At 44.5% G+C, this 14294-nt stretch carries 16 protein-coding genes; all 16 read left to right on the top strand.

Annotated features, from left to right (window positions below):
- Nucleotides 1-59: 59 nt before the first annotated feature.
- The 16 genes from MHB63_08675 (at nucleotide 60) to MHB63_08600 (ending at nucleotide 14227) form a co-directional block, all read left to right on the top strand.
- Nucleotides 60-830, top strand: coding sequence for a TatD family hydrolase (locus MHB63_08675; protein ID MEK3806610.1), 771 nt, complete (start codon nucleotides 60-62; stop codon nucleotides 828-830).
- A gap of 233 nt (nucleotides 831-1063) precedes the next feature.
- Nucleotides 1064-2278 carry a ubiquitin-like domain-containing protein gene (locus MHB63_08670; GenBank protein MEK3806609.1) on the top strand — a complete coding sequence of 405 codons (1215 nt, stop codon included), beginning with the start codon at nucleotides 1064-1066 and terminating at the stop codon, nucleotides 2276-2278.
- Nucleotides 2279-2428: 150 nt separating this feature from the next.
- Nucleotides 2429-2992: a ribonuclease M5 gene (gene rnmV / locus MHB63_08665; protein MEK3806608.1), complete on the top strand. Its 564-nt coding sequence runs from the start codon at nucleotides 2429-2431 to the stop codon at nucleotides 2990-2992.
- Entirely contained in the window at nucleotides 2985-3866 is an 882-nt protein-coding gene (gene rsmA, locus MHB63_08660; protein ID MEK3806607.1) for a 16S rRNA (adenine(1518)-N(6)/adenine(1519)-N(6))-dimethyltransferase RsmA, read from the top strand. Before rnmV ends, rsmA begins: the two co-directional genes overlap by 8 nt.
- A gap of 232 nt (nucleotides 3867-4098) precedes the next feature.
- Entirely contained in the window at nucleotides 4099-4989 is an 891-nt protein-coding gene (gene yabG / locus MHB63_08655) for a sporulation peptidase YabG (GenBank protein ID MEK3806606.1), read from the top strand.
- Between the two features lie 230 nt (nucleotides 4990-5219).
- Complete coding sequence (locus MHB63_08650) at nucleotides 5220-5489, top strand: Veg family protein (protein MEK3806605.1); 270 nt, start codon at nucleotides 5220-5222, stop codon at nucleotides 5487-5489.
- A gap of 174 nt (nucleotides 5490-5663) precedes the next feature.
- Nucleotides 5664-5849 carry a small, acid-soluble spore protein, alpha/beta type gene (locus tag MHB63_08645; protein MEK3806604.1) on the top strand — a complete coding sequence of 62 codons (186 nt, stop codon included), beginning with the start codon at nucleotides 5664-5666 and terminating at the stop codon, nucleotides 5847-5849.
- Nucleotides 5850-6018: 169 nt separating this feature from the next.
- Nucleotides 6019-6888, top strand: a complete 870-nt coding sequence (ispE, locus tag MHB63_08640; GenBank protein MEK3806603.1) for a 4-(cytidine 5'-diphospho)-2-C-methyl-D-erythritol kinase — start codon at nucleotides 6019-6021, stop codon at nucleotides 6886-6888.
- 55 nt (nucleotides 6889-6943) lie between these two features.
- A complete protein-coding gene (gene purR / locus MHB63_08635) occupies nucleotides 6944-7768 on the top strand; it encodes a pur operon repressor (protein ID MEK3806602.1) in 825 nt (274 codons plus the stop codon).
- Between the two features lie 341 nt (nucleotides 7769-8109).
- Nucleotides 8110-8484 carry a RidA family protein gene (locus MHB63_08630; GenBank protein MEK3806601.1) on the top strand — a complete coding sequence of 125 codons (375 nt, stop codon included), beginning with the start codon at nucleotides 8110-8112 and terminating at the stop codon, nucleotides 8482-8484.
- A gap of 191 nt (nucleotides 8485-8675) precedes the next feature.
- The gene (spoVG, locus tag MHB63_08625) at nucleotides 8676-8966 is read left to right on the top strand and encodes a septation regulator SpoVG (GenBank protein ID MEK3806600.1); all 291 of its coding nucleotides are present in this window, start codon (nucleotides 8676-8678) and stop codon (nucleotides 8964-8966) included.
- Nucleotides 8967-9182: 216 nt separating this feature from the next.
- Nucleotides 9183-10538 carry a bifunctional UDP-N-acetylglucosamine diphosphorylase/glucosamine-1-phosphate N-acetyltransferase GlmU gene (gene glmU / locus MHB63_08620; GenBank protein ID MEK3806599.1) on the top strand — a complete coding sequence of 452 codons (1356 nt, stop codon included), beginning with the start codon at nucleotides 9183-9185 and terminating at the stop codon, nucleotides 10536-10538.
- Between the two features lie 91 nt (nucleotides 10539-10629).
- Nucleotides 10630-11583, top strand: a complete 954-nt coding sequence (locus MHB63_08615; GenBank protein MEK3806598.1) for a ribose-phosphate diphosphokinase — start codon at nucleotides 10630-10632, stop codon at nucleotides 11581-11583.
- Nucleotides 11584-12542: 959 nt separating this feature from the next.
- Complete coding sequence (locus MHB63_08610) at nucleotides 12543-13193, top strand: 50S ribosomal protein L25/general stress protein Ctc (protein ID MEK3806597.1); 651 nt, start codon at nucleotides 12543-12545, stop codon at nucleotides 13191-13193.
- 183 nt (nucleotides 13194-13376) lie between these two features.
- Complete coding sequence (gene pth, locus MHB63_08605) at nucleotides 13377-13934, top strand: aminoacyl-tRNA hydrolase (GenBank protein ID MEK3806596.1); 558 nt, start codon at nucleotides 13377-13379, stop codon at nucleotides 13932-13934.
- A gap of 62 nt (nucleotides 13935-13996) precedes the next feature.
- Entirely contained in the window at nucleotides 13997-14227 is a 231-nt protein-coding gene (locus MHB63_08600; GenBank protein ID MEK3806595.1) for an anti-sigma-F factor Fin family protein, read from the top strand.
- Nucleotides 14228-14294: the final 67 nt, after the last annotated feature.

Raw genomic sequence — 14294 nt, 5'->3', positions numbered from 1 at the left:
CAATCGGGGATAACGCCTCTTTTTTTCTGTTTCAAATCGCGGAGAAAGGATGTCGAAAGATGTTATTTGATACACATGCACACTTGAACGCCATCCAGTATCAGGATGACCTTGAAGAAGTGATTGAAAGGGCGCTCCATGAAGGCGTGACCCATACTGTTGTTGTTGGCTTTGATACAGAAACGATTACAAAAGCGATTGAACTTGCTGAAGCATACGATTTTATTTATGCAGCAGTCGGCTGGCATCCGGTTGATGCGATTGATATGACGGATGCCGATTTAGAATGGATTAAAGAGCTTGCGTCTCATCCTAAAGTAGTTGCTATAGGGGAGATGGGCCTTGACTACTACTGGGACAAATCACCAAAGGATGTTCAAAAAGAGGTATTCAGAAAGCAGATTGCTCTTGCAAAGGAAGTGAATCTTCCGATCATTATCCATAACCGGGATGCAACAGCAGACGTAGTTGAGATTCTTCAGGAAGAAGGGGCGAGCGAAGTAGGCGGGATCATGCACTGTTTTACAGGAAGCCTTGAAGTGGCGAGACAGTGCATGGAAATGAATTTCTACATTTCATTCGGCGGGCCTGTCACATTCAAAAATGCCAAAAAGCCAAAAGAGGTCGCAGCTGAAATTCCAATGGAAAGACTTTTGATTGAAACGGATTGCCCTTATTTAACACCTCATCCGTTCAGAGGAAAACGAAACGAACCAGGCTATGTAAAGTATGTAGCGGAGCAGATTGCGGAGCTTCGCGGTATGGATTATGCGGATTTTGTAAAACAAACGTCCGACAATGCAAAGAGAATTTTCGGCATTTCTCGCTAAGGGATTTTGTCATTTTTTGCGGGAGCCTGTCCGAAAACTCACTGGAAATATGAGGTTCTACCCGTCTTCTTTTTCTCATAGGATATATTTGTCGACAAGAAATTCTTCACTTTTTGATCTTTTTTTAGCATAATAGTGTTTACGATTAGAAAAAAATGAAAAAAGTGGGTGAGGGTTGACAGCAAGATCGTTACTCTATATAATCCTCGGAGGAGAAGGAGGCGTTTTTCATAGTGATAAACCATATGAAAAAGCTGTTATCCGAAAGACTAAGCATGAACAAGATTGTCCTCGCAATTGTCAGTTTAGTCGTTTTAGCTACGGGTACCGCGTTCGCTACATTTGAAGCGACGAAGAACACCGTAACTGTCACGATGAACGGCAAAAGCGAGAAGCTCAGGACACATGCACGTACAGTAGATGAATTACTCCAAGATTTAAACATAGATAGAAAAAAAGAAGATAACGTATCACCGGAAGGCGATGCTGAAATCAAAAACAACCTGAACGTTGTTTTTGAGGCTTCGAAACCTGTACAGTTAACTGTGGATGATGAGAAAAGGACAATAAGGACAACAGCCAAAACCGTAGAAGAATTTTTGAAGGAACAGAACATAAAGATTACCGGGCACGATAAGATGAATGCTTCAAAAGATACAAAGATATCAGATAATCTTAAGCTCAACATTGAGAAAGCCATACAGATTACACTAACAGTTGGAGATAAAAAACAACAAGTATGGTCAACTTCGACTACTGTCGCTGACTTTTTGAAAGACCAAAAAGTACAGGTAAATGAACTTGATAAGGTTGAACCCCAAATTCATGAAACATTGAGTGCAAATGATGCCGTAATCGTCACACGCGTAGAAAAAGTCACCGATGTAGTGGAAGAACCAGTTGCGTTTTCAGTTGTAACAAAGAATGACCAAGACATTCCTAAAGGAAAACAGGAAGTTATTAAACCTGGTTCAGAAGGCAAAGTTGCGAAACATTTTGAAGTTATGCTTGAAAATGGAAAAGAAGTGTCTAGAAAGCTGATCAAAGAAGAGACTGTAAAAGAAAGTCAGGATCGTGTAGTGGCACTGGGCACAAAAGCTGCGCCTAAACCGGCTGCAAGCAAACCGGAAACAGTGTCCAGATCTAATGATTCTGTATCCAAAGAGTTTTACGTAACATCAACAGCATACACAGCACACTGCAACGGATGTTCAGGTACAACGGCGACAGGTGTGGATTTGAGATCAAATCCAAACGCCAAGGTCATTGCCGTTGATCCGAGCGTGATTCCGCTTGGCACAAAAGTGTATGTTGAAGGCTACGGGTATGCCGTTGCCTCTGATACAGGCGGCGCTATTAAAGGGAAAAAGATTGATGTATTCTTCTCTGATAAGGGAGCAGCCTACCGCTGGGGAAGAAAGACCGTTAAAATAAGAGTACTGAACTAATCATATGACGGCAGGGGGATGTAAGTCCCTCTGTCTTTTTGTGTTTGAATGAGGTACAATTACGTTTTAACCAGACAGCGAAGCACAAAGCGCTATTTATAAATTAGACGTTTGACTACTCAAAAAAGTTTCACCTTTTTGGAGGAAAATATGAAAATCAAAGAAATTATTGTAGTGGAAGGCAGAGACGATACGACGGCCATCAAACGGTCTGTTGACGCCGACACAATCGAGACGAACGGCTCTGCGGTTGGAGATGCGGTCATTGAACAGATCCGTCTTGCACAGAAGACGCGGGGAGTTATTATTTTCACAGACCCTGACTTTCCGGGTGAAAAAATCCGCAAGATGGTTGCCGAACAGGTTCCCGGCTGCAAGCATGCCTTTTTGGCAAAGCCTGATGCACGTCCGAAAAACGGCAGGGGCATAGGCGTAGAGCATGCTTCAAAAGAGGCCATAAGGAACGCTCTGAAGGATGTTAAAGAAGAAATGGCGGATACCGATCCTGTCATTCATAAAAGCGATTTGCTGGCAGCGGGTCTGATCGGAGGTCCAAAAGCAAAGGACCGGAGAGAAAGACTTGGCGTGCTTTTAAAAATAGGATACACAAACGGCAAGCAGCTTGAAAAAAGACTTCATATGTTCAAGATAACAAGAGAAGCTTTTGCACAAGCTATTGAGGAGATTGTTCGGGAGGAGCAGCAGAATGATTAAAGATATTGCAACACCGGTCCGCACGAAGGCCATTTTGGAAAAGTACGGCTTTTCATTTAAAAAGAGTCTTGGACAGAACTTTCTGATCGATCCGAATGTCCTGACAAGAATTGTTGACCATGCAGGGGTAACAGAAGAAACGGGTGTTATTGAAATTGGTCCCGGAATAGGGGCGCTGACTGAACAGCTGGCAAAGCGGGCCAAGAAAGTTGTTGCCTTTGAGATTGACCAGAGGCTGATCCCGATCTTAAAGGACACTCTGTCCCCGTATGATAACGTTTCAGTCATTCACCAGGATGTTCTGGAGGCAGATGTCAAAACGGTAATGGACGAGCAGTTTAAAGACTGCAGGGAAGTCATGGTCGTTGCCAATCTGCCTTACTACGTGACGACTCCGATTATTATGAAGCTCCTTGAAGATCAGCTTCCTTTAAAAGGCATCGTTGTTATGCTCCAAAAAGAGGTCGCAGACAGAATTGAGGCGTCTCCGTCCTCTAAAGACTACGGATCGCTTTCTATAGCAGTACAGTACTATACAGAGGCTAAAACCGTTATGACAGTGCCGAGAACAGTCTTTATGCCGCAGCCGAACGTCGACTCGGCCATCATCAGGCTGCTGCTCCGAAATGAAGCGAAAGTAACGGTAAAAGATGAGGCGTTTTTCTTTAAAGTGGTCAGAGGAAGCTTTGCTCAAAGAAGAAAAACCCTGCTTAACAATTTGCAGCACTCCCTCCAAAACGGCAAAGAAAAGAAAGCCGCTATTGAAGAGGCCCTTGAGAAGGCCGGCATCGACGGCAGAAGGCGGGGAGAAACGCTTTCCATCGAAGAATTTGCTTTGCTCAGTGATCAGCTCATTGGGGAATTTAAGGAATAACGGCACGGTTGAACCCTGCAGTCCATGAGGCTGCGGGGTTTTTCTATGTGTATGCAGCGGACTGAAGGAAGGAAGCTTCCAAATTATCACACTTTTGCTGAAATGTCATAGGCTAGAAAAGGAGTTCTAAGCACACTGATGTTTACGGACCCTGCACAGCAAGTCCTCTCTTGGTCTGTGCGGTGTCCTGTATGGGAATGTTTCAGCGAATCGGTCATTTGGAGTGAAGAACATGCAAGTTAAAATAGGTGATATTGTAGCCCGCAAATCTTATCAGTGCGATGTCCTGTTCAGGGTCATAGATCTGAAGCAGACAGAAGACGGCAATTGGGCTGCTATTTTATACGGAGAAGAAGTACGTCTGATCGCTGATGCTCTCTGCGATGATTTAGCAGTGATCGATGACCGTGAGCGCATGGAGAGGAAAGTGCACGAAAAAGAAAAGCTTGAGCAGTCTCTCTATCTGCTGAAACAGGATTACCGGCTGCTGCAGGAAAAGAGGGAGTACCAGGCAACAGCAAACTACAGCCACAATGAGGAGTTTTTTCATCTTCCGGGAAAGGTTCTTCACTTGGACGGAGATCCGACCTACTTGCAAAAGTGCCTGTCGCTTTACGAACGGGTGGGCGTTCCTGTTTTTGGCGTTCACGTAAAAGAAACAGAAATGGAAAATGTTGTGGCGGAACTGATTGAAGAATACCGGCCGAATATTCTGGTCATCACGGGCCATGATGCTTATTCAAAGCATAAAGGACCAATCAATGACCTGAACGCATACCGCCATTCCAAGCATTTTGTTCAGACCGTCCGCAATGCGCGTAAAGCTGTTCCCCATCTTGATCAGCTGGTCATTTTTGCCGGTGCGTGCCAGTCTCATTTTGAATCGATTATAAGAGCGGGAGCCAATTTTGCCAGTTCCCCGTCAAGAGTGAATATTCATGCACTTGACCCTGTTTATATTGTAGCGAAAATAAGTTTTACGCCATTTTCAGAGCGAATAAACGTCTGGGATGTGCTGCGCAATACCCTGACAAGAGAAAAAGGGCTTGGCGGCATCGAAACCAAGGGAGTCCTCAGAACAGGAATGCCTTATCGCAGGCACGATGACACCAGTTCTTCGTGAGACCGCTTCTCGTGAGAAAGCGGTCTTTTCCCCCTTAAATCTCTTTAAGGAAACAATTTTTCCTTTCTTTACATAAAACAAGAGAATTAGGTAAATCCTACATTGTAGAGATAGAGGGAATTTTGTTGAAAATATTTTGTTGACAGTGATCTTTCATCACTGATATAATTTAAATTTTATTTGACTTAAATTGGGCGGTAGTGTATACTGAATGTAGTGAGGTGGTTGCAATGGCAAAAACGTTAGGCGATATCAAAAACTCCCTGGAGTCCAATCTTGGCAAGCGGCTTACGCTGAAAGCAAACGGCGGCCGAAGAAAAACGATTGAACGTTCAGGTGTTCTTACAGAGACGTACCCAGCTGTTTTCGTTGTACAACTAGATCAGGATGAAAATGCATTTGAACGCGTATCATACAGTTATGCAGATGTCTTAACTGAAACCGTGCAATTAACTTTTTTTGAAGATACATCAGGTTCAGTAGCAGTTGCTGGGCAGTAGACACTCGTTTGCTGCTTTTTTTGTTGCCTTAAAAAGCGCTGTCCCGTCAATTGAAGGATATACCTGCTTGAAGCGGCACATACTAATGGTGCTGCTTTTTTATTTGTATAAAGGAAGCAGACTGCCGTCCATTTCCGGGCGGCAGCAAAAGCCAGAGGATAGGAGTGTTCTGTGATGGGAAGACGTCGTCAAGGAATTATGTCCGAAGAGTTTAAATACGAGCTGGCAAAGGATTTAGGGTTTTACGACACGGTCAAACAGGATGGCTGGGGGGCAATCAAATCCCGTGATGCAGGAAATATGGTAAAACGGGCAATTGAATTTGCTGAACAGCATATGGCCGGTCAGGTGAAAAAGTAACGAACTTATAAAGCCGGGGCGCATTCCGCTCCGGCTTTTTCTGCAAGAAAATCTTTTGAAATACTGAAATATCGCGCCTTATAGCGGTTTTGCCGGAAAAACCCGTTATATTCGCCTTTTTTGTGGTACAATGTGGATAATTTCAGTTCGTTAAAAGTAGGTGAAAATGTTGCGTATTTTGGAAAAAGCGCCGGCTAAAATCAACCTTTCGCTTGATGTGCTCCATAAAAGACAAGATGGATTTCATGAAGTGAAGATGATTATGACAACAATTGATTTAGCCGACCGCGTTGAACTTGTGGAACTGCCTGAAGATACGATTCAAATTATCTCCCACAACCGCTTTGTTCCGGATGATCAGCGGAACCTCGCGTATCAGGCCGCCCTGCTTCTGAAAACGAGGTACGGGGTGAAAAAGGGCGTTTCCATCTCCATCACGAAAGTCATTCCGGTCGCTGCGGGCCTTGCAGGCGGAAGCAGCGACGCAGCTGCCGCTCTCAGAGGGCTGAACCGGCTGTGGAAGCTAGGTTTAAGCCTGGACGAGCTTGCAGAGCTTGGAGCGGAAATTGGTTCTGATGTATCGTTCTGTGTATATGGCGGAACGGCCCTTGCTACAGGCCGCGGGGAAAAGATTCAGCATATTGATACCCCTCCGCACTGCTGGGTGGTGCTTGCCAAGCCGACAATCGGCGTATCAACGGCAGATGTATACCGGAACCTGAAGCTTGACTCTGTTAAACATCCTGATGTTGACGGAATGATAGAGGGAATTAAGGAACAGGATTTTGACAAAATCTGCAGCCTTCTCGGCAATGTGCTGGAAGATGTCACGCTGAATATGTACCCTGAGGTTGCAAATATTAAAGATCAGATGAAACGCTTTGGTGCCGATGCCGTTCTGATGAGCGGAAGCGGACCCACTGTTTTCGGGCTGGTCCGCTATGAGTCAAGGCTGCACCGGGTGTATAACGGATTAAGAGGTTTCTGTGATCAGGTTTTTGCTGTGAGGTTGATTGGAGAACGGAATAGCCTTGATTAAATCCGTATATTAAGTTATATTTACTTTAAAATATTCGGATTTTGGAGGTTATTCCATGAAATTTCGTCGCAGTGGACGGCTTGTTGATATGACTTATTACTTGCTACAACATCCACATGCACTTGTTCCTTTAACTTTTTTCTCTGATCAGTACCAATCTGCCAAATCGTCCATCAGTGAGGATTTGACTATTATAAAGCAAACATTTGAACAAAGAGGCATTGGTTCTCTTTTAACGGTGCCGGGAGCAGCTGGCGGGGTAAAGTTTATCCCGAGAATCGGAGCTTCAGAAGCAAGAGAGATCATTGACGAGCTTTGCAGTCTCATGGCTAAACCGGAAAGACTGCTGCCTGGAGGGTATTTATACTTAACGGATATTCTTGGTAACCCTTCCATTGTGAATCAGATTGGAAGACTTTTCGCGTCTGTTTTCGCGGACCGGAAAATCGACCTGGTCATGACGGTCGCTACGAAGGGGATTCCTGTTGCCTATGCTGTGGCTAATCAGCTTGATGTGCCCGTTGTCATTGTCAGGCGCGACAGCAAGGTAACAGAAGGTCCTACAGTCAGCATTAATTATGTCTCAGGCTCTTCAAAACGGATTCAAACGATGGTTCTCTCTAAGAGAAGCCTCAAGACAGGGTCAAATGTCCTGATCATTGATGACTTTATGAAAGCCGGCGGGACCATTAACGGAATGGTCAGCATGCTCGAGGAATTCAATGCAAATCTTGCAGGCATCGGTGTACTGGTAGAATCAGAAGGCGTTGAAGAGCGTCTTGTTGACGAGTACATATCTGTGGTCAAACTGACAGACGTTGATGTAAAGGAAAAACAGATAGAAGTTTCGGACGGGAATTATTTCCGGTTTTTAAAATAGGATTTTTGTAAGTTTTGCTGCTTTAGCATGGAACCGATTATTCCAGTGGATTGAAGCGGAAGGCACTTGACTCCTTTTCCAGCTGCAGCGCCCAACTCCTCTGTCAGAACAAAATCCCCCAAAAAGTCAAACCCGGACTTTTCGGGTGATTTCTTATCTGACTGCCGGAGCAAAACGGGCGCTTCCGCTTTTCTACGGGATATAGAGCGAACGGGAGATCCCGCAAGCGCAGCGAGGAAGCTCCCGGCGCTCCCCGCGGAAAGCAACGGGTCCGACTTCATAAACATCATTTTATGAAAAGACAGCATTCTAATATACGAACTGACAGGGGAGAGGGTAAGATGAGAACAATTGATACGAAAAAGGCTCCGGCTGCCATAGGTCCATATTGCCAGGGGATCGTCCTAAACGGATTATTCTACAGTTCCGGTCAGATTCCGCTTACTCCAGAAGGAGAAATGGTTACAGGCACTGTTGAAGAGCAGACCCACCAGGTTTTCTCAAACCTGAAGGCTGTTCTTGAAGAAGCGGGCGCTTCACTTGAAAGTGTCATTAAAGCCACTGTTTTCTTAAAAGATATGAATTCATTCGCTGCTTTCAATGACGTCTATGGCCAGTACTTCAGCGGTCACAAGCCTGCACGTTCATGTGTGGAGGTTGCCAGACTTCCGAAAGATGCACTTGTGGAAATAGAAGTTATTGCTGCTGTAAGCTGATTTTCGCGCTGCTGATCGGTCTGTAAACCTTTTGTACCATGCAAACCTGCTGAAGAAATTTGCAAGGGTCTACAAGACTCCATAAAATCACCTGATTTTTCAAAATATTTTTCTGTTCTTGCAGGAAATAGAAAAATTCCGTTGAATAACTTAACTAAAGTTTTTCATACAGGGAAAAGGTGGTGAACAGAATGGAAGTTACTGACGTAAGATTACGCCGCGTAAACACCGAAGGCCGCATGAGAGCGATTGCATCCATCACACTTGATCATGAATTTGTTGTTCATGACATCCGCGTTATTGATGGCAACAACGGGCTGTTTGTTGCAATGCCCAGCAAAAGAACTCCTGATGGTGAGTTCCGTGATATCGCGCATCCGATCAATTCTGGAACTCGAGGGAAAATTCAGGAAGCTGTATTAACCGAGTATCATCGTTTAGGTGAACTTGAAGTTGAATTTGAAGAAGCAGGTGCTTCTTGATTATATGAAGCTTAAAAAAGCCGGTCAGGACAAGATCCTGACCGGCTTTTTCCGTAGTACAAAAAGATTTTTCAAAATAGGGAATGCTAAAAATAACGCTTGACAGATCATGACAATTTTATGAAATATTATGTACTTTCTCATGTTTTCTTGAAATAAAGGGTTATTTGAGATATATTTTTCTATGGATAAAAAGGGATACTGGAGGCCTCGATAATGGATAACCGATACGCAGTTATTTTAGCTGCAGGACAAGGCACAAGGATGAAATCAAAGCTTTATAAAGTGCTTCATCCAGTTGGCGGCAAGCCAATGGTTCAGCACGTAGCAGATGAAGTTTCAAAACTTGATTTAAGCAAAATCGTTGCTGTAGTTGGTCACGGAGCGGAGAAAGTAAAAGATCAGCTTGGCGATACAGCAGAATATGCCCTTCAAAGTGAACAGCTTGGAACGGCTCATGCTGTTATGCAGGCTGCATCCCATCTGGAAGGCAAAGAAGGGACAACCATTGTTATTTGCGGCGATACACCGTTAATTACGGCAGATACAATGGCATCACTGCTTGCTCATCACGCAGAAACACATGCAAAAGCAACGATTCTTACAGCTAAAGCAGATGATCCTGCAGGTTATGGACGTGTTGTGCGAAACGCTGAAGGACATGTTGAGAAGATTGTTGAACACAAAGATTCAAACGAAGAAGAACTTCTTATTACGGAAATCAACACTGGAACATACTGCTTCGACAATAAGGCTCTTTTTGACTCACTGAAAAAAGTGTCCAATGAAAATTCCCAAGGTGAATACTACCTTCCGGATGTTATTGAAATTTTAAAATCGGAAAATGAAATCATCTCGGCTTTTCAGACGGCATCTTTTGAAGAGACTCTCGGTGTTAATGACAGAGTGGCTCTTGCACAGGCAGAACAGTTTATGAAAAAGCGCGTTAATGCGTTTCACATGAAGAATGGTGTTTCCATCATTGATCCTGACAATACGTATATCTCAAGCGATGCAGTAATCGGAAGAGATACGGTTATCTATCCAGGTTCCGTCATTTCGGGGAAAACCGAAATCGGTGAAGATTCGGTTATCGGACCTAACACGGAAATCAACAACTGCAAAATCGGAGACCGGACAACGATCCGCCAGTCCGCTGCACACGACAGCGAAATAGGCCATGATGTAAACATCGGACCGTTTGCACATATCAGACCGGATTCTTCAATTGGTGACGAAGTTAAGATCGGAAACTTTGTTGAAATCAAGAAATCATCCATGGGCAAAGCGAGCAAAGCTTCACATCTGAGCTACATCGGAGATGCTGAAGTGGGTGCAGACGTAAACCTTGGATGCGGCTCGATTACAGTCAATTATGACGGCAAAAATAAATTCCTCACTAAGATTGAAGACGGAGCTTTCATCGGCTGCAATTCGAACTTAATCGCACCTGTAACAGTGGGCCAGGGAGCTTATGTTGCTGCAGGTTCTACGATTACAGATGATGTGCCGGGCAAAGCCCTTTCCATCGCACGTGCAAGACAAGTCAATAAAGATGACTATTTAAAATAAGAAGGTCAAAGAGCAGCCGCAGTCATTCTGCTGCTGTTCACCCGGCTTATACAGATTAACCAATAAAACCCAGTGGAGGTCTCCTTTAAAAATGTCAAATCGTTATGCAGATTCAAATTTAAAGATTTTTACATTAAACTCAAACACTGCCTTGGCTCAGGAAATTGCAGATGAAGTCGGTGTTGATTTAGGTAAATGTTCGGTAACACGCTTCAGTGACGGCGAAGTTCAGATCAACATTGAAGAAAGTATCCGCGGCTGTGATGTTTTTGTCATTCAGTCAACGAGTGCTCCGGTAAATGAGCATCTGATGGAAGTTCTGATCATGATTGATGCGTTAAAGCGTGCTTCTGCAAAAACAATCAACATTGTTATGCCTTACTACGGATATGCACGCCAGGACCGCAAAGCCCGTGCACGTGAACCGATTACAGCTAAGCTTGTTGCAAACCTCCTTGAGACGGCAGGAGCCGACCGCGTGATCACTCTTGACCTGCACGCTCCTCAAATCCAAGGTTTCTTTGACATTTTAATTGACCATTTAATGGGTGTTCCAATTCTTGCTGAGTACTTCCAGGAGAAAGATCTGAAGGATATCGTCATTGTCTCTCCTGACCACGGCGGAGTAACCCGCGCCCGCAAACTTGCTGACCGTCTGAAAGCGCCGATCGCCATTATCGATAAGCGCCGCCCTAGACCGAATGTTGCGGAAGTCATGAACATTGTCGGTAACATCGAAGGCAAAACAGCCATCTTAATCGACGACATCATCGACACAGCCGGAACAATCACTCTTGCTGCAAATGCACTAGTAGAAAACGGCGCGACAGATGTGTACGCCTGCTGTACGCACCCTGTACTTTCAGGACCGGCCATCGAACGCATTCAAAACTCAAATATTAAAGAACTTGTAGTAACAAACTCTATTGCTCTCGGCGAAGAGAAAAAAATCGACAAGCTTAAGCAGCTGTCTGTTGCCCCGCTGATCGGCGAAGCCATCATTCGTGTTCACGAAGAGCAATCTGTTTCTACTTTGTTTGATTGATCATTGCAGCCCCTTCTGTTTAGAGCAGGAGGGGTTTTTATTTGTTTTTTGCCGTTTTTAGCTGGGTAAATGCTTATTGCTCCTGCGGATTGGAGCGGAAGGGAACGGGTAGGATTACAAAAAAAGGAGTATTTGAGCTTGGGGAAGAATAGAACCCTTAAGAAAAGGAATCTGAGAGTTGATGGCACTTATCGGGAGGAATGGAACCCTCAAGCCGAGTAATCAGAGAGTTGATGGCACTTATCGGTGAGAATAGAACCCTTAAGAAAAGGAATCAGAGAGTTGATGGCACTTTTCAGGGAGAACAGAGCCCTCAAGCAGAGTAATCAGAGAGTTGATGGCACTTATCGGTGAGAATAGAACCCTCAAGCAGAGTAATCAGAGAGTTGATGGTACTGATCGGTGAGAATAGCACCCTCAAGCAGAGTAATCAGAGAGTTGATGGCACTGATCGGAGAGAATAGAGCCCTCAAGCAGAGGAATCAGAGAGTTGATGGCACTGATCGGTGAGAATAGCACCCCCAAGCAGAGGAATCAGAGAGTTGATGGCACTGATCGGAGAAAATAGCACCCCCAAGCAGAGGAATCAGAGAGTTGATGGCACTGATCGGTGAGAATAGAACCCTTAAGCAGAGGAATCAGAGAGTTGATGGCACTGATCGGATAGAATAGCCCCCTCAAGAAGATGAATCGCAGAGTTGAAGGCACTAAACGGGTAGAACAGCCCCCTCAAGAATAGAGAGCCAGATGTTGAAAGCACTGATCCGGAAGTGATACAATTTTTGGTGATCGGCGAAGATTTTCTTATCAGGCAGCGCTGAATACATGCTGTTTTAAATGAAAAAAGCACGGTCCCGACCCAAACAAATCCCCCCCTTTAAATAAGAAAAATGTTTAGACCTATTCAATAATGGGAATTAAATAAGACATAACTTATCGTTAGGAAGGTGTTTTGGACTATGACAACTCTAAAAGTAAAAGAACGTACAGTATTTACGAGCTCGGCGAGAAGAAAGGTCCGCGAAGAAGGACAGGTTCCCGCTGTTATTTACGGTAAAACAACAGAACCCAAATCAATCTCTATAGATAGCATAGAATTAATTAAGACGCTGCGCGACGAAGGCCGCAACGCAATTATAAAACTGGATCTTGACGGAAAGTCCCATTCTGTCATGCTGTATGAAATGCAGACAGATCCTCTTAAAAACGAAATCACTCATGCCGATTTCTACGTTGTTAACATGAAAGAGGATGTAGAAGTCGATGTTCCGATTACTCTTACTGGAGATGCACAGGGAGTTAAGGACGGCGGCGTTCTGCAGCAGCCTCTGTACCAGGCTTCCATTACAGCTAAGCCGAATGAAATCCCTCAGACAATTGAGGTTGATATTTCAGAGCTTGGCGTAAATGACACGCTGACAATCGGCGATGTGAAGATTTCAGGCAAATATTCATTCAACCATGAAAAGGATGAGGTCGTTGCTTCTATTCTTCCTCCACAGCAGGAAGAGGAAATCGACAGCGGTGAAGAGCAGGAGCCTGGAGAGCCTGAGAATGCTGAAGGCAGAGAAAACGAAGAGGATGCTGCTGAAGGCGAAAAACAAGAGTAAATTACAAACGCAGCCGTTTAATGGCTGCGTTTTTTATGGTATTGTTGAACTAAAGAAACATTGAAAATGATGGCAGCCTGATCTTAGAGCTTGAGCTTCATTGGCGCCTGATTTTAAACCCTTCCGGATGGATGGGCATACTGACAAAGAGCCGATTGGCTTAAAGAATGGGCAGGTACAATCATGAAACTTTTCATTGGACTCGGAAATCCGGGAAAACAATATGAAAACACACGTCATAACGTAGGATTTATCGCGATTGACGAGCTTTCCAGACGGTTCGGCATTCCTCTGGACCGCACGAAATTTAACGGGATTTATGGAATGGGGCATGTTTCGGGAGAGAAAGTCATATTATTAAAACCACTTACCTACATGAATCTTTCTGGTGAATGCATCAGGCCATTAATGGATTATTATGAGATAGATGACCAAGATCTCGCCGTCATCTATGATGACCTTGATCTGCCGGCAGGGAAGGTCAGACTGAGAACAAAAGGAAGCGCCGGGGGACATAACGGAATCAAGTCAATGATCCAGCATTTAAATACACAGGAATTCAACCGCGTGAGAATCGGGATCGACCGTCCCTCAGGAGGGATGAGTGTATCCAATTACGTGCTTGGCTCTTTTGGGAAAGAAGAATGGCCGAGCATTCAGGATGCAATCGCTCTTTCTGCAGATGCATGCGAGAGTTTTATCAAAGAGCCTTTCCTTCAAGTGATGAACAAATACAATTGATTTAGTATAAGCGCCCCCCTGAAGGTTCATACTGTTACTAAAACCTTTCAGGAGGGGCTAAAATGGCGCTACACTATACATGCCGCCATTGCGGCGTTAAGGTCGGAACAATTGACAGCGTTTCAGTATACAGCGAGCAATTGGGTTTTCAGCACCTGTCGCAGGAAGAGAGACGAGAGATGATCTCATATGAACAAAATGGCGATATTCAAGTAAAAACCATCTGCGAGGATTGTCAGGAAGCGCTGGAACGCAATCCGGACTATCACCAGCTGCAGCGGTTTATTCAATAAGCGACGCTTTGGCTTTGTTATAAAGTCAAGGCATTTTTCTGTTAGTTGGCAGGCAGGGAGAAAGACG

This window comes from Bacillus sp. FSL H8-0547 (genome assembly GCA_038002745.1).
Classification (GTDB): domain Bacteria; phylum Bacillota; class Bacilli; order Bacillales; family Bacillaceae; genus Bacillus_P.
This window is presented reverse-complemented; position numbering and strand designations above follow the sequence as displayed.